6 protein-coding genes and 7 pseudogenes are annotated in these 17,198 nt (G+C 40.6%); 7 read left to right on the top strand and 6 right to left on the bottom strand.

Going from position 1 to position 17,198, the window contains the following annotated elements; translation table 11 throughout:
• The 4 genes and pseudogenes from HWQ40_RS18865 to HWQ40_RS18850 form a co-directional block, all read left to right on the top strand.
• A partial coding sequence (locus tag HWQ40_RS18865) for a hypothetical protein (protein WP_292780323.1) occupies window positions 1-180 on the top strand: 180 nt, incomplete at its 5' end.
• A 159-nt stretch (window positions 181-339) separates the two neighbouring features.
• Window positions 340-5,799, top strand: a complete 5,460-nt coding sequence (locus tag HWQ40_RS18860) for an ATP-binding sensor histidine kinase (RefSeq protein ID WP_292780320.1) — start codon at window positions 340-342, stop codon at window positions 5,797-5,799.
• A 187-nt stretch (window positions 5,800-5,986) separates the two neighbouring features.
• Window positions 5,987-6,991, top strand: a pseudogene (locus HWQ40_RS18855) (IS4 family transposase).
• Between the two features lie 283 nt (window positions 6,992-7,274).
• Complete coding sequence (locus tag HWQ40_RS18850) at window positions 7,275-12,110, top strand: non-ribosomal peptide synthetase (RefSeq protein ID WP_292780317.1); 4,836 nt, start codon at window positions 7,275-7,277, stop codon at window positions 12,108-12,110.
• 362 nt (window positions 12,111-12,472) lie between these two features.
• On the opposite strand, the gene HWQ40_RS18845 is transcribed toward HWQ40_RS18850, so the two are convergent.
• From HWQ40_RS18845 to HWQ40_RS18825, 5 genes and pseudogenes are all read right to left on the bottom strand, one after another.
• Complete coding sequence (locus tag HWQ40_RS18845) at window positions 12,473-13,135, bottom strand: class I SAM-dependent methyltransferase (protein ID WP_292780314.1); 663 nt, start codon at window positions 13,133-13,135, stop codon at window positions 12,473-12,475.
• 68 nt (window positions 13,136-13,203) lie between these two features.
• A pseudogene (locus tag HWQ40_RS18840) lies at window positions 13,204-13,317 on the bottom strand (transposase); the annotation flags it as partial.
• A gap of 383 nt (window positions 13,318-13,700) precedes the next feature.
• Window positions 13,701-13,899, bottom strand: a pseudogene (locus tag HWQ40_RS18835) (helix-turn-helix domain-containing protein); the annotation flags it as partial.
• A gap of 228 nt (window positions 13,900-14,127) precedes the next feature.
• A pseudogene (locus HWQ40_RS18830) lies at window positions 14,128-15,456 on the bottom strand (IS701 family transposase).
• 8 nt (window positions 15,457-15,464) lie between these two features.
• Window positions 15,465-15,707 (bottom strand): annotated as a pseudogene (locus tag HWQ40_RS18825) (hypothetical protein); the annotation flags it as partial.
• A gap of 181 nt (window positions 15,708-15,888) precedes the next feature.
• Between HWQ40_RS18825 and HWQ40_RS18820 the strand changes: the two are divergent.
• Together HWQ40_RS18820 and HWQ40_RS18815 are read left to right on the top strand one after the other, a co-directional pair.
• Window positions 15,889-16,128, top strand: a complete 240-nt coding sequence (locus HWQ40_RS18820) for a hypothetical protein (protein ID WP_179076480.1) — start codon at window positions 15,889-15,891, stop codon at window positions 16,126-16,128.
• Window positions 16,125-16,583 carry an HNH endonuclease gene (locus tag HWQ40_RS18815; protein WP_292780311.1) on the top strand — a complete coding sequence of 153 codons (459 nt, stop codon included), beginning with the start codon at window positions 16,125-16,127 and terminating at the stop codon, window positions 16,581-16,583. The genes HWQ40_RS18820 and HWQ40_RS18815 overlap by 4 nt, the downstream gene beginning before the upstream one ends.
• 5 nt (window positions 16,584-16,588) lie before the next feature.
• On the opposite strand, the pseudogene HWQ40_RS18810 reads toward HWQ40_RS18815, so the two are convergent.
• Window positions 16,589-16,885: pseudogene (locus tag HWQ40_RS18810) on the bottom strand (DUF6444 domain-containing protein); the annotation flags it as partial.
• A 60-nt stretch (window positions 16,886-16,945) separates the two neighbouring features.
• Between HWQ40_RS18810 and HWQ40_RS18805 the strand changes: the two are divergent.
• Window positions 16,946-17,143: pseudogene (locus tag HWQ40_RS18805) on the top strand (ATP-binding protein); the annotation flags it as partial.
• Window positions 17,144-17,198: the final 55 nt, after the last annotated feature.

The raw sequence follows: 17,198 nt of genomic DNA, 5'->3' as shown, positions 1-17,198 counted from the left end.
CCTCTGCCCCTCTGCCCCTGGAGCGGTCTTAATGATAAGTCTTTAACCGGACATGATATGACTCGCGCATCATACCCTCCCGAAATAATTGTCGAATCAAATCTTGATTGTATTTTAACCCCGCTAAGATTTGGGTATACGCGGAAATTTCTGGTCGTTGTCTTGGCTCAAGTTGATTAACTTTTCCCGTGCAAGCAGCATTGAATTCCGTTATCTCGTAGCATTCTTGCCTAGTTGTGGCTAATTAATTATGCATACAAGTTACGGAATGTTTATTCTGCAAAATTTTTGGGAAATATTAAAATTGTAAACTTCTTCTAAAGATTTTAACTTGACGCTATGACGACACTGGCAGCAATCCCCGATTCAAATCTATTGCCATATATTCCTGGTTATGCCATTGTTGAACAGCTCTATGCAGGTTCTCAGACAATAGTTTATCGAGCAGTGCAAGAGTCAAGTCAGCGTCCAGTGGTGATTAAACTATTACAGCAAGACTACCCCACCTTTAGCGAATTATTACAGTTTCGTAACCAGTATACAATTACCAAAAATCTTAAGATTCCTGGCATAATCCATCCATTAAGCCTAGAAGCATACGGTAACAGCTATGCCTTAGTGATGGAAGACTTTGGCGGCATTTCCCTACGGAGTTATACCCAAAATTATTCCCTGTCTTTACGGGAAATTTTAGAAATAGCCCGACAAATTGCTGATATTCTTCATGATGTCTGCCAGCATCGAGTCATCCACAAAGATATCAAACCCGCCAACATTCTGATTCATCCAGAATCGCACCAAGTCAAGCTGATTGACTTCAGCATTGCCTCCCTCCTCCCCCGCGAAACCCAGGAAATCCAAAATCCTAATGTGTTGGAAGGAACCCTTGCCTATCTTTCCCCAGAGCAAACCGGACGAATGAATCGCGGCATTGATTACCGCAGTGACTTCTATGCTTTAGGTGTGACATTGTACGAACTTTTGACCGGACAATTACCGTTTGAGTCCCATGACCCAATAGAGTTAGTACACTGTCATTTAGCCAAGCTCCCACTCGCCCCACACAGCATTAATCCAGAAATTCCTGCGATCGTCTCAGAGATAGTATTGAAGTTGATGGCGAAAAACGCCGAAGATCGGTATCAGAGCGCCTTGGGTTTGAAGCATGACTTAGAATGCTGTCTTAATCAATGGAAAGCAACGGGTAGAATAGAAACCTTTGTCCTAGGACAACGGGATGTGTGCGATCGCTTCATTATCCCCGAAAAACTCTATGGGCGAGAAACAGAAGTTGCAACCTTACTCAAAGCTTTTGAGCGCGTCGCTAATGGCAGTTCAGAAATGATGCTAGTAGCAGGATTTTCCGGGATTGGTAAAACTGCGGCGATCAATGAAGTCCATAAACCAATTGTCAGACAACGCGGTTACTTCATCAAAGGCAAATACGATCAGTTCCAGCGTAATATTCCGTTCAGTGCCTTTATGCAAGCCTTTCGTGATTTGATGGGACAATTGCTGAGTGAGAGTAATGTCCAATTGGCAGCGTGGAAAGCGAAAATTTTGGCGGCTGTGGGTGAAAACGGACAAGCGATCGTTGATGTGATTCCTGAACTAGAGCTAATTATCGGTCAACAGCCGCCACTCCCAGAACTATCTGGTAGTGCTGTCCAAAATCGTTTCAATTTGCTATTTCAGAAATTTATCCAGGTTTTCACCACCCCGGAACATCCGCTGGTGATATTTCTAGATGACTTGCAATGGGCAGATTCGGCTTCTCTGAATTTGCTGCAATTATTGATGAGTGAAGCCAGTTCTGGATATTTATTCATTCTGGGTGCCTATCGAGATAATGAAGTTTTTCCGACTCATCCCTTGATACTGACGCTGGAACAGATTCAGCAAGCCCAAGCTACCGTCAATACGATTACCCTGGAACCCTTGGTGGAAATAACGGTGAATCAGTTGGTGGCAGACACCTTAAGTTGTCCCAAGGAACTGGGTCAACCTCTGACACAATTGGTATACCAGAAAACCCAAGGGAATCCATTTTTTACAACGCAGTTTCTCAAAGCACTGCACGAGGAGGGTTGGATTCAGTTCCAGCCAGAACTGGGTTACTGGCAATGTGACTTGGCTTCGGTGCGGCAGTTGGCATTGACCGATGGAGTGGTAGAGTTCATGGCATTGCAGTTGCAGAAACTTCCGGTGGAGACACAGGAGGTTTTGAAACTAGCGGCTTGTATTGGCAACCAATTTGATTTGAATACCTTGGCAAGGGTCTCTGAAACATCACTTGTTGATATGGCGACCAACCTATGGACGGCGTTACAAGAAGGGCTGATTCTCCCCATTAGTGAAACCTACAAGTTCTTCCAATCAAATGACTCAGACCACATCGATCGCGGTGGTGAGATTGCTGTTCCTTATAAATTTTTACATGATCGTGTCCAACAAGCTGCCTACGGTCTGATTCCAGAAGATCAAAAACAGTCTACCCACTTCAAAATTGGGCAACAACTGTGGGCAAATACGCCTGAAGCAGAGCGAGAAGGGAAAATTTTTGAAATTGTCAATCAATTGAATTACGGTCTGAGATTGACGGCTCAAAAAACTTCTCCCGGATTGTTGAATGCACAAAATGGTGACAAAATCTCCAGGCTGCAAGAATTGGATCTAGCTCAACGGAATGAACTGGCTCAACTGAACCTGCAAGCAGGACAAAAAGCCAAGGCAGCAACTGCCTATGAAACGGCAAGTAAATACTTCACAGCAGGGCTGGCAGCGCTCCCAGAAAACGGTTGGGAACATCATTACGACCTGACCCTTGCCCTTCATACAGAAGCGGCTGAAATTGAGTACCTGACTGCCCATTTCGAGCAGGCAGAACGGCTTTCAGAAATTGTTCTTCAGCACGCCCAGGATTTGCTGCAAAAGGTCAAAATGTATGAAATCAGAATTTATTTCTACATTGCTCAGAATCAAATGCTGGCAGCGATCGACACCTCTCTACAAGTGCTGGAGTTCTTAGGTGAACCGCTGTTTAAAGAACCCCCACTGGAGTTAGCGATCGAGGATTTAATTAACCTGCCAGAGATGTTCGATCCGCACAAGTTAGCAGCCATGCGAATTGCGATCGCAATGGTCACTCCCAGCCTGAACGCTAAACCAGATTTGTTACCATTGATTGCTTACACACTAGTGAACCTATCGATTCAATTTGGCAACTCGGCATTCTCGGCATTTGGCTACACCTTTTATGGTCTAGTTTTATGTGGTAGCCCAACTGACATTGAAAGAGGCTATCGGTTTGGACAATTAGGATTAAAATTGCTGGAGCGCTTCAACGATAGGAAATTACATGCTAAAGTAGCTAACATTTTTGATGTGTTTGTGCGGCACTGGCGGGAACCCGCTCGCAAAACGCTCGCTCCTCTACGTGAAGCTATTCAGGTTGGATTAGAAGTGGGTGATGTAGAGTATGCCTGCTACAACGCCACCTCCTACTGTAACTATCTTTTCTTCGTCGGTGAAACACTGGAGCAGGTGAATCAGCAACAGCAAAAATACATCGATCTGTTGTTGAAATTCAAACAAGAGTATCAAATTTACTTCGGGCAGATTTGTCGTCAGCTCGTGTTGAATTTGATGGGAGCAGCAGAAGATTCCCTAATACTCGTTGGGGAGAGTTTCGACGAGCGGAAAATGCTGCCAATTTTAATTGAAACTCAAAACGGAACTCTTTTGTTCCTGCTTCATCTGGCAAAGACCATTCTTCTGTTCATCTTTAAGGACTATCAGCAGGCACTTATCCATGCTCAAGAAGCCGAAAAATACCAGGGAAACATGGTTGGTTTCTTGCAGTTTGCGGAACATAATTTCTACTACTCCCTTGCTCTCCTGGCTACCTGTTCAAATGGCAATCAGGCAGAGCAACAATCGGCACTAGAAAAAGTTGCAGAAAACCAGAAATTGATGAGTCAGTGGGCGTTCCACGCTCCTGCCAATCATCAACACAAATACGATTTAGTTGAAGCAGAGCGGGCAAAAATTTTGGGTCATTTAGACGCAATGACCTACTATGACAAAGCCATTCAGGGGGCAAAAGAAAACGGCTATATCCAAGAAGAAGCACTCAGCAATGAGCTGGCTGCCAAATTCTACCTCGGTTGGGGCAAAGAGAAGGTGGCCACAGACTATATACAACAAGCCTATTACTGCTATGCCCATTGGGGTGCAAAGGCAAAAGTTGACCATTTAGAAGAACAATATCCGCAATTACTAACAGTCATTCTCCAACCGGCTAATCTTGCCATCACATCTGTGGCAACCATCCCCTTAACTTTGATCAGAGGTGTAACTAAAAGCTCTAGCAACCAAAATTTATGGTTAGATTTGCAGGCGGTAATGAAAGCCGCACAAGCCATCTCTCAAGAAATTGAATTAGAGAAACTGTTGGCAACCTTGATGGAGATTACGATCGCCAATGCTGGCGCACAAATCGGTCATTTAGTTCTTTGCCAAGAGGAACAATGGTTAGTTGTAGCTCAAGGCGATCAACAACTAGTAAAAACCTTAGAAATTCCCCTGGAGCAATACCCAGAAATTCCCCAAAGTTTGATTTATGCAGTAGCAAGAACTCAAGAGACGGCTGTGTTTGAAGACTTGAGTACAGCAGTGCAATTTGCCAGCGATCGCTACATCATCACTCACCAGCCCAAATCAGTTTTATGTACTCCCATTAGTCGCCAAGGAAAACTCAGCGGTATTTTGTACCTAGAGAACAACTTAACTTTAGGCGCTTTTACCAGCGATCGCATCGAGATTCTGCAACTCCTAACTAGCCAAGCCGCCATCTCTGTGGAAAATGCCCGTCTATATCAACAAACCGAAAACTATTCTCACACTCTAAAAGCAGAGGTAGAACATAAAACCAAAGCTCTTAACCAAAAAGCCCAAGATTTAGAGCAAACCTTGAAAAAATTGCAGCAAACTCAAGGACAATTAATTCATAGCGAGAAAATGTCATCCCTCGGTCAATTGGTAGCTGGTATTGCTCATGAAATTAACAATCCAGTCAATTTTATCAAGGGTAATCTCATCCATACAGAAAATTATGTCGCAGACATGATGAGTTTGCTGATGCTTTATGAGCAGGAATATCCCCAACCTAATCCAGCTATTCAAGCGATGAAGGAAGAAATTGAGCTTGATTTTCTGTTTAAAGATGCCAATCAAACCTTAGAATCTATGAAGATTGGTAGCGAGCGCATCAGCAAAATTGTCCAGAGTTTACGCAACTTTGCTCGCTTAGATGAAGCCGAAATCAAAACTGTAGATTTACACAGTGGTATTGAAAGCACGCTGTTAATTTTGCAACATCGCTTACAAGCTTCTGAAAATCAACCCGAAGTGCGCGTCATTAAGGAGTATGGCGATCTACCTTTAGTTACTTGCTATCCTAGCCAGTTGAATCAAGTCTTTCTGAATATTATTAACAATGCCATTGATGCGATTCGAGATAATCTTCAAAGCAGCAAACATCCAGAAATTCGGATTTGTACTGGAGTAATAGATCGTGAATGGTTACGAATTGCGATCGCTAATACAGATAGTACGATTCCTGTAAGTCTGCAAGAGCGGATTTTTGAACCGTTTTTTACCACAAAGCCCGTTGGTCGTGGTCAAGGTTTGGGGTTATTTGTTAGCTATTCTATTATCCAACAACATCGTGGTGCTTTAACTGTGCGTTCTCAGCCCACTGAGGGAACTGAATTTGAGATTGTTCTCCCTATCTATTGAACAATTAATTCTTACGAAATGCCCACTCTGCTTTCATTCCTCTAAACTCATACCAAGTAGAAACATGACACTTTTTTAGGCAAGGTGAATGTCACTTAAAGGATAAAGTGGTTCTTGTCAGCTTTTGGTGATGATGAAAGGTTACGCGCTTTAAGGCAGGAGGCTCAGTTGGCAGAAGGGTTTTAAGATTTTGCCTAAAGATATCCTGAGAGGACTGCGAACAAATGATTATCCAGTATTGAACAATCGTTTGTTCTTTGAGTGCTGGCTGTCTTATAACCTGGATAACAGTTTAACAAGTATGAGAGATTTATTTTCAAGATTAAATAACACAGGATTCGATGTAGATATTTCTAGTTTTTCCAAAGCTAATTCTCACCGTACCCAAAAAACTTTTCAAGAAATTTATCAGAAATTAAATGAAGTAGTACAGAATAAAACTCACAAGGAATTACATGATAAATACGCTATTTATCCCATTGATTCAACAATTATTACTTTGACCAGTAAGTTGTTATGGATTCTGGATTATCATCAATTTAAACTTTTCACTTCTCTAAATTTAGCTACCGAAAGTCCAGAAGATAACTTTATTAACTTTGGTCATTATCATGATTATAAATCTGGCTCACAAATAATGTCTAGTCTACGAACTAATGCTCTTATGGTAATGAATAGAGGCCTCGTAAGATTAAAGTTTATCCAAGAATTTGTATAAGAAAACAAATACTTTTTTTGCAGATTAAAAACAATTGGAAACTGGCATTTTAGAATGTGACTGAATTAATCAAAATTGGTGCATCTGATGGATGATTCTCAAGCTTATAGAGTGATTAAATTTTGTGATTTAGAAACAAAAACTGAGTTCCACTTAGTAACTAATTTACCTTTATAGGGAGATACAGCTGTTAGTGATGATGAAATTAGGAATATTTATCGATTACGTTGGGGAGTTTAACTATTGCGGAAGTTTTTAAAGACCCACTTAAAACTTTAAAAATTAATTACCAAAAACGTCAATGTATCACCATTAAAATTTATGTTAGTTTGATAGTTTATCTGATTTTACAGCTTTTATCTATATCCTGCGAAATGGGGACATACACTCTTAAATAAATTCGACTATTTACAATCTTGTATGTGTCCGAAAATCAGTTATTTTCATTGGTTTGAGGAGATAATGTTTTGTTAACTAACTTAGGCTTTTTAGAGTTAGCGTGACTAACAATGTAAAGTTTTATATCAGTAGTATGCAAAATTTCTGATCGGAAACTAATAATGTTCAATATTATTCAAGTCAGGAGAATTTTGCCAAGCTTACTTTTTGAGGGTTTTTAAAAGCCTTGCTGCACAGTCTTTTTTGGCAACAACAATTTGTCATAACGACAAATAACAGTCACTGTACACTTTTCATTGTGACTAGCTAATTTAAGTAGTTGCAAATAAAATAGTAGTATAAAAAATACTGTTTTGTGATGGAAAATTATACTGAAAGTTCTCAACAAGACCTCAGTCTACCCAAGATAAAAGTAGACCAGCTGCTTCTGGAATGGCATCAAAATCCAGCCGTTTACGTAAATGATATATGCATCCATCAGTTGTTTGAATATCAAGTAGAAAAAACACCTGAGCAAATTGCGGTCATTTTTGAAGACAAACAAGTTTCTTATCAAGAAATTAACCAGCGAGCTAATCAACTAGCACACTATCTACAGACCCTGAATGTCAAACCTGAGGTTCTAGTTGGCATTTGCTTGGAGCGATCGCTGGAAATGATTGTTGGACTATTAGCCATCCTCAAAGCAGGCGGAGCTTATGTCCCCTTAGATCCAGCCTATCCCTCAGAGCGCCTAGCTTTAATGCTAGAGGACTCACAGTTATCGATACTACTGACAAAACAAAATTTACTTTCAAAGCTTCCAGAGTACCAGGTCCATATAGTTTGTCTAGATAGTGATAGTGAGGCAATTTCTCAACAAAACCAAGAGAATCTGATCAGCCTAGTTACAGATAAAAACCTGTCTTATGTCATTTACACCTCCGGTTCGACTGGTAAACCGAAAGGGGTAGCTATTGAACATCACAGCACAGTCGCTCTGTTGCATTGGGCAAGAGAAGTTTTTACAACAGAGGATCTAGCTGGAGTGCTGGCCGCAACATCTATTTGCTTCGATCTCTCAGTTTTTGAAATATTTGTTCCCCTCAGTTGGGGTGGTAAGGTGATTTTGGCAGAAAATGCCTTGTATTTACCTACCTTACTTGCCGCTCAAGAAGTCACTCTAATTAATACAGTGCCATCTGCGATCGCAGAGTTACTGAGAATTCAAGGTATACCCGCTTCTGTTCGCACCGTTAACTTAGCAGGTGAACCTCTACAAAATCGTTTGGTGCAGCAGATATATGCGTTGGACAATATTCAAAAAGTCTTTAATCTATACGGCCCTACGGAAGATACGACCTATTCCACATTTGCCTTGGTAAAGAAAGGTGTCAGCATCGTGACCATTGGTCGTCCGATCGCCAACACATACTGTCTTCTGTTGGACGAACAAATGCAGATAGTACCCACAGGTGTTTCTGGAGAACTATACATTGGCGGCGAGGGACTAGCCAGAGGCTATCTCAACCGTCCAGAACTGACAGATCAGCGATTTATCCCCAGCCCATTCATTAGTGAGCCTGGTGGAGACACCAAGCAAATGGTCAAAAAACAACGCCTCTACAAAACAGGCGACTTAGCTCGCTACTTACCAGACGGCAACATTGAGTATATTGGGCGCATTGACCAACAAGTAAAGATTCGCGGCTTCCGTATTGAGCTAGGAGAAATTGAAACTGCACTGTGGCAACATCCTGATGTGCAAGAAGCTGTAGTGATTGCTAAAGAATTTTTCCCTAGTGACCAACGCCTAATAGCTTACGTAGTTCTCAAGCCCGAATTATCAGACACGAATGTTGGTAATTTACGCCGTTTTCTCAAACAGAAATTGCCTGACTACATGATCCCTTCTCGCTTTGTACAATTGAGTGCTTTACCCTTAACAGCTAACGGAAAAGTTGATCGTAAGGCGCTCCCAGCACCCGTTCAAACTTTGAATGCAAATGAGAAGTTTGTTGCTCCTCGCACTCCTATTGAGGAACGAGTAGCAGAAATTTGGTCTAATGTATTGGGTCTAAAAAACATTGGTGTTCATGACAATTTCTTAGCGCTGGGAGGACATTCCTTACTAGCCTTTCAGATCCTCTGCCGTATCCGCGATATCTTTCAAGTTGAGTTGCCAATGCGGCATTTCTTTGAAGCGCCCACCATCTCTGAAATAGCTAACAGCATTATACAAGCACAACAGGAAGACATAGGATGTTCTGTTGTGCCAATACAATCCATTGGGCGCGATGGTGATTTACCGCTTTCTTTTGGGCAAGAACGGTTGTGGTTTCTTAACCAGTTAGTACCCAACCATGCTTTTTACAATGTTTCCGAAGCCTTTTGCCTCAGAGGTGTACTCAACTCGACAATATTAGAACAGAGTTTGAATGAAATTATTAACCGCCATGAAATCCTCCGAACTACCTATTCCAGTTTGAAGGGACAACCCATACAGGACATCCACTCAACTTTTCCCATCAAACTCTTAGTTGTGAATCTCCAAGGGCTGTCTCCAGACGATCGGGAATCTCAAGTCCGCCAGCTCATCCTTGAAGAAGCCCAACGTCCTTTCGATTTAGTTCAAGGGCCATTGCTGCGAACAACATTGCTGCAATTGAGTTCAGAGGAACATATATTCCTCCTCAATCTACACCATATTCTTTGTGATGATTGGTCTTTAAGTGTTTTGTTCGAGGAACTGTCAACTCTGTATCAAGCTTTTTCCACTGGCAACCCCTCTCCTCTTCCTGACTTAGCTATTCAGTATCCAGACTTTGCAGGTTGGCAACGGCAGTGGCTGCAAGGTGAAATTTTAGATAATAAGCTTGCCTATTGGCAGCAACATTTGCGTGGCAGTCTACCCATATTAGAATTGCCCACCGATTATCCACGACCATTGGAGCCAAGATATCAGGGGGCCCGCCAATCGATTCTTATCCCCAAATCCCTAACAGATGCCCTCAATGTTCTCTCGCGCCAAGAGGGTACTACCTTGTTTATGACCTTGTTGGCAGCATTCCAGACACTCCTATTTCGCTACACAGGGCAAGAAGACATTTTAGTAGGTGCTCCTATTAGCAACCGCCACCGTTCTGAACTAGAAGGACTAATTGGGTTTTTGCTCAATACTTTGGTATTGCGAACGAACTTGTCTGACTCCCCAAGTTTCCGGCAGTTGTTAGGCCGAGTCCGGGAAGTAGCTTTATGGGGTTATACCTACCAAGACCTACCGTTTGAGAAGCTAGTTGATGCCCTACAGATCGAGCGGGACTTGAACCAGAATCCACTGATTTCAGTGATGTTTCATCTTCAGAATACCCCAAGACCTAAGCTGACTGTTCCCGGATTGACAATGAACCGTCTGGAAATTGATAACGGGACATCCAAGTTCGATCTATACCTCGAACTGCGCGAGACAGCAGCAGGGATATCGGGCAACTTGGAATATAATACTGACCTATTTAAAGCTGAGACGATCGCTCTGATGGTGGAAAATTTTTCTACTCTATTACAGAGTATTGTCTCTAACCCAGACCAGACAATTTCCAACTTACCCCTGTTAACATTCCCTGGCGATCGGCAAACTAAGCAGATATACAACGGCAATATAGATATTCGCAGTCTACCAGAGCCTGAAATGGATAGAAGCGATTTGGAAGCACCATTTGTCGCACCTCGTACTCCGATTGAGGAACAAATGGCTGAAATTTGGAGCAGAGTTTTGGCGATTGAAGAAGTTGGGATTCGCGATAATTTCTTTGAACTTGGCGGTAATTCCCTACTAGCATCTCAGTTGATTTTTTTTGTGAGAGAAACCTTTCAAGTAGATTTACTTATAAAAAGCTTGTTTGAAAAATCCACTATAGAAGCGCTGGCTCAGGTAATAGAGACAGTGCGTCGAGATGGCGTTTCTGCTTTAACCAGTGCCATCGATCTAAAATCTGAGGTAGTACTCGATCCCGCCATTGATGCTCAAGGAAGGCCTGTAGCTCAGGTCAATGAATTGCGTCATGTTTTTCTCACAGGAGCTACAGGCTTTTTGGGGGCTTTTTTAATTGATGAACTGCTACATCAAACTCAAGCAAAAATATACTGCCTAGTGCGCTCCCCGAACGAGCATGAAGGGTTAAAAAAGATTCAACAAAACCTAGAAAAATATTCCCTTCATCACCCAAATTTTAGCTCTCATGTAATTGCGATTCCGGGAGACTTAGAACAGCCATATTTGGGTCTTTCTAGCAAGCAGTTTGAAAAACTGGCTCTGCAAATTGATGCTATTTATCACAGTGCTGCCCAAGTCAATTTTGCTAAACCATACTCTGTAATCAAGGAACCCAATGTTCTCGGAACTCAAGAAGTTCTCAGATTAGCTTGTATGGGCAAAATTAAACCAATGCATTACATTTCTACCATTGCTGTTTTTGGTGCAATCAACCATTTTACAGGACAAAAAGTAGTTTATGAAGATGACAATATCCAGCTTTGTAAAGACTATGTTGCTCTGGATCTCGGCTATTCTCAAACCAAATGGGTAGCCGAAAATCTTGTATGGGTTGCCAAGTCTAGGGGAATACCTGTTAGCATCTTCAGAACAGGATTTCTTATGGGACATAGCAAAACAGGTATTGCTCATACAAAAGATGCTTATGTGCCTAGAGTTATTAAAGGATGCATACAGCTTGGTAGTTATCCTGAACTCATAGATCAAAAAGAAGAATTGATTCCTGTGGATTATGCCACCAGAGCAATTGTCCATTTATCTAAAAAGCAAGAATCTCTAGGAAAAGCTTTCCATATAGTACCGCCACCAGACCAAAATATTCCACTCATCGAGCTTTTTGAGGTTATTTGTTCTTATGGTTACCAACTCAAGAAGTTACCCTATACTCAGTGGAAAGATGAGCTAATTGCAAGTTTCAGGCACTCTCAGGAAAATGTTTTACATCCGCTTTTATCGATGATGTCTGAAAAAGTCTATCAAAATTCTTTGACAATCATGGAGTTGTATCAAAATACAGTTGATTATGACTATCAGAATACCCTCAATGGATTGGCAGATTCTGCAATTGTTTGTCCACCAATGGATGTTAATCTCCTAGATAAATACTTATCATATTTCGTTAGTAGTGGTTTCTTAAATTCACCACCTTTAAGACAGGAGTAAATGTTCACGCTATAATTTTCAGCTTAACATTCCTTTATCTAACTGGCTCAAACGAACAAAGATTAGTCAGATTAACCCTTTTCTGTCATTCTCCGTAATTTCTATTTACGGAGAGTAATAATACGGTTCAGTTAAAGCTAGAAAGCGATTAGTGCTGATGCTGGCAAATCAGTTGTTTGTTGCAGTAAACCTCGTATTCGTAAAAAGATATTTCTCTTACTGCCAGTTCTTCTGGTGCAACAGCTTTGGCTTGGCCTTTGATGTACTGGTTGAATTCGCAAGACTATTTTTATTTTCTCGGTATTTACCTTGATCTAACAGAAAACTGCTGTAATATGTTAATCGCCTGATGTTAAAAGACATTACTTTTTCAGTGCCAAAGTTAAGCCATCAGCGATCGCCACTAAACTAAGACTAACTCGCTGGTCTTGATGCAGCTTTTGATTAAAGGCACGAATTCTTTTTGTTCTATTATCTTGCACTTGGGAGTCGGCAACCCTGCCTGACCAGAGAACATTATCGATCACAATCAATCCTCCCGGACGCACTAATTGCAGCGATCGCTCATAATAGTCATCATAGTTGCTCTTATCTGCATCAATGAAGGCAAAATCAAAAGTTTCTGCTTCTTTTGTTGCCAGTAGCCGATCCAAAGTCTGCAAAGCTGGGGCAATATGCAGTTGAATTTTATCCGCCACTCCTGCTTGTTGCCAATAGCGTCTAGCGATCGTTGTAAATTCTTCACTAATATCACAGGCTACCACCTTACCGTCCCTCGGTAACGCCAATGCCACCACTAGGGAACTATAACCTGTAAATACCCCAATTTCTAAAGTTTTCTTAGCTCCTAGCAACTGCACCAGTAACGCCAAAAACTGCCCCTGTTCGGGAGCAATCTGCATTCTCCCTATTGGATACTGGGCTGTTTCCTGTCTGAGTTGGGTTAAAATTTCTGGTTCTCGGAGAGAGACTGACAGTAAATAGTTATAGAGGTTTTGTTCGAGTCCTAATGTTTTAGTTGTCATGGGGATTGGGCATTGGGGATTGGGCATTGGGGATTGGGCATAGAGAATAGCGAATGAGTTTTTGATACTCGTGAATGAGTCTTTTGACTAATTTCTTTTAAATGGTCAGCTAAATTTGTAATTGTATAGTTAATTTGACTACTTAATAAATATTGACAATAATCAAGTTTGCTAAATATCATAAGTATAATTACTTGTCCACTTGTACAAGCTACCCCAGTCATTGCGCCTATAAACTGCCTTTTATCATTTTCACATTTTTAGTGTTTCACAGTTCCAGAAGGGTTGGGTTAAACGACACCAAGAGCCATTAGGCAGTAAGTGAGTACAGTATGCCTACTTCTTTGCTCTAAGTCTGCCAAAAAAGCCTCTATCTCTCAACCTTCACCTCTGGGGAACGCGATCGCCTGTGACAGTTGCGTAAGTCCTGCTGCCTTTATAATTTTAGGGCTTACGCAAAATCATGAAAAAACGAACCGCAAAGTACGCGTAGACACGAAGTGGCTTCCCGAAGGGTAGGACGCAAAGAAATAAGAGTTACAGAGAGTTATTGCGTAAGTCCTGAATTTAAGCGCAATCCGCAAATTCCATATTCCTTATAAGCAAGATCCAGCTTGTTATTGAACCAACAGAGACATCTAAAATTGTTTGAATTTCCTCATACTTGTAGCCTTGATAAACCAGTTTCACAGAAGACAGCTTTTCTCACCTCACGGGAAGAAAGGGCGATTATCTATAAATTCTTGTAGTTCTGCGTTAGCGTTCGCGTTGGCGAAGCCTCTCGAAGAGAAGCATCTCGTAGACAAGCTCACCGTTCGCGTAGCGTCTCGTAGAGAAGGTATCGCAGGTTGTAGATGCTGGTCTATCATTGTTCGCTCTTAGACAGATATATATCCTCCGTATTATCTCGTATACTCTTTCAGAAATCAAATATGATTCCTATATCCCTCTTCTGTCACTTTCCGAAGTAAGCAAGTAGTAAATAAGTGAAATTATCCAGAAGCATAACAGGGTTTAAATTGATTCATTGCATTAATTAGATGATTGAATCCCAACAATAAATATGAATTTGAGAAAATATCTAGCCAGGGATAAATCAACCAAAATAGTAAAAGTGGTTAGATAATTAGACGCAAATTATTTAAAGTATTCTTCTATCCACATTCATGGTTCCATTGTTTATGAGTGGAGAAATCAACAGTAATATTTTCTTGTGCCTCAGTCTCAAATTCAGGAGTTTTATTTAAGCCTAAAAAAGCTTGAGAATTTAAACTAATCATTGTATAGCCACAAAAAATAATTTCCCACCACCTCTCTATATGTTGAAAATTTGTAAAGCGATAATCTGTCCAGCCTAGTTCCTGCTTACACTGTCGAAAACCATATTCTACCCAAGTCCTTAATCCATATAAGTCACCTCAAGTATTCTTCAAGTTACCTTGAAGGTTTGTCATTACAAAGCAAGTATAATTCTCTGGCATGGTTTCTGGGTCAGTAGTTATTTCCCAGTAAGTTATGGCTCTTTTTTTCCATAAATTATTTCTCGGATATATCTGGTTTCTGATTTTTGGTTACTAAATGTTCTGGAGAATTTACACCACTTATTCGCCCTGAGGCTCTGTCCTGCCGGCAACCAGACTCCATGATTACAACAAAATTGATACAACGTCAGCTAAGTTATATTCAGCTATCTTTCTAATAAATTGGCTACTTTCACCATATAAGCTATCAGCCAGTACTAATTCAATATTAAACCATAATTCAATTAACTCTGTAATAATTTCTGACGCTAGCTCTATTTTTGTTTTATATTTATCTGACTCTTTTAATGTTCCTTTTGGTTTAAATATTTTTACAATTAATGGAAACGTTATATTAGAGTAAACTCCATAAGCGTTGACTGAAACTATCCCATTATCTATTTTTCCCACGCTTCCCAAATATTGTCTAGCCACATAATCAGTTTTTTTACCTTTTTTCCTATCCCCGGTTTCATCTATTACTAGCGTAATTGCATTTCCATTTAACACTCTCTTGATTTTATTTAATCTTCGTATTTTTAATTCATTTACTGACCAATCTGAATTTGCTATAAAATGATGCAACGACTGGGCAGAGTTTATGCTTACTACTTTAGCAATTTCTGGTAATGATTTTCTTTTTATTGGCGAGATTATTCCTAAGTGCAAATATTTGAAGCACTCATAATTTCTCACTTCTTTAAATAAATCTTGATACTCTCTACAATATTCATCTACGATCGCAACTGTTGGGTGGGCATCTCTTGCCAAATGTTTCAGGATTTGTAATTCTACATCCATTGCCCTGCTTACCTTCCAGAATTTTTTATTTTAATCCTTTTATTTAGAATCCTCGGAAAGTGACAGAAGAGGGATATCGAAAACCACTCTGGGTGAGTTTTAAGATCAATAATGCCGGAACCGGGATTGAGTTGACGGAAATCAGCGAGAAGATGGTGGGATAAATTGACCATAAAAAATGCTAAATTAGAAGCATTAGTCACGGCAGTTTGGCTCAAGTTCATAAAATCTTCCAATCCCCAAAACTGCTTGTAGCTTTTGAGTTGTCGTTGTGAGAGACAATAACTCTACTACGGCAGCCCTATCTCTTCATACTCTTTTTTTGGCGAAGGAAGGTATTGTTTTATCAACTGACATTCAAACTAAAGCAGGTAAGGAAGATTCGCTGTTAAAATACTACCAGTCCGCTAAATAAAACGAGACATACAGCTTATGATTACTCAAATGATGGTTCAGCCCTCATTCTGGGTAGATTCTGGAATCAAACTCAGTAAAGTTAGGGACATACATTTGTTTAAATTTACTGAAGAATTACAGTCTCGACTCGAAGAATTGTCTGAGAAAAAGAAAGCTGGATTGCTAACAAGAGAGGAAGATGCTGAATTGGCAGGCATATTGGAACTGGATAGAATTTTTACCTTGCTTAATGCCAAAATCATTTCTGAATCATGACAGTTAATGATGCGACCAAAAAATTAGTCAGACAAAGAGCTAAATTTCTTTGCGAATACTGTCATTCTTCAGAAGAAGCAAGTGCTGCTCTATTTTCTATTGACCATATTGTACCCCAGTCTCTTAAGGGTTCGGATGACCCTGATAACCTAGCGTTAGCCTGTCAGCGTTGTAATGGATATCGCTACAATTTCACTACTGGAATTGATCCAGATACAGGCCAGATGCTACCTCTGTTTAATCCACGCCAGCAAAAGTGGTCAGACCACTTTATTTGGTCAGCAGATGGTCTAAAAATTATTGGAATTAGTTCTATAGGACAAGCTACAAGTAATCGTTTAGACCTCAATGATGAACGTCATAATGAAGGGTCTATTGTCAAAGCTCGTCGTCTTTGGATTAAAGGCGGTTGGCATCCACCTGATGAAGACCCGCGACAAGTAAAAGAGTTTTGATTTGTTCCAGTATGTCCTGGTTGCCCGCCCGGTTTTATTTTGGGATGATTCGATTCTTCTTGGGGCGCTGCTTTTTTATTTTCGCTCTTTTTGTGAATGTCTCCAGACGGTGGTTTCGATGAATTAGAACTATCTAAATCTCTACTAACTTTTAAACGCTCTATTTCTTGCTGTAGTTCTATGATGATTTTCTGGAGTTCACCTATTGCTTTGCTCTGCTCAATAATTATCTCTACCAGTTGTTCTTTCGATAACTGATTCAAGCTTTCTCGGTCTAATTCTTGAGGCAGGCTTTGGTTCATATTTGTGATATTCCTCCTCAACTGTCTCCTTTGTCAATACTCTGTTACCTGAATCCTTACGGTAAAACCTTTGCCGCAGAGGTGATAGCCAACGAACTACGCCTAGATTTATATCGTATCGACCTTTCGGCTGTGGTGAGTAAGTATATTGGTGAAACTGAGAAAAACTTACGGCGGATTTTTGATATCGCAGAGACAGGTGGGGCTGTGTTGTTATTTGATGAAGCTGATGCTTTATTTGGTAAGCGCACCCAAGTAATACCAATTCTTTATGAAGCTGCGCCAAATAAGGCTTCAAGAATAAAGTCGTAAG

Source organism: Nostoc sp. NMS9 (assembly GCF_017114995.1).
Taxonomy (GTDB): Bacteria; Cyanobacteriota; Cyanobacteriia; order Cyanobacteriales; family Nostocaceae; genus Nostoc.
The sequence above is the reverse complement of the archived record's forward strand: the minus strand, read 5'-3'. Positions and strand labels throughout refer to the sequence as shown.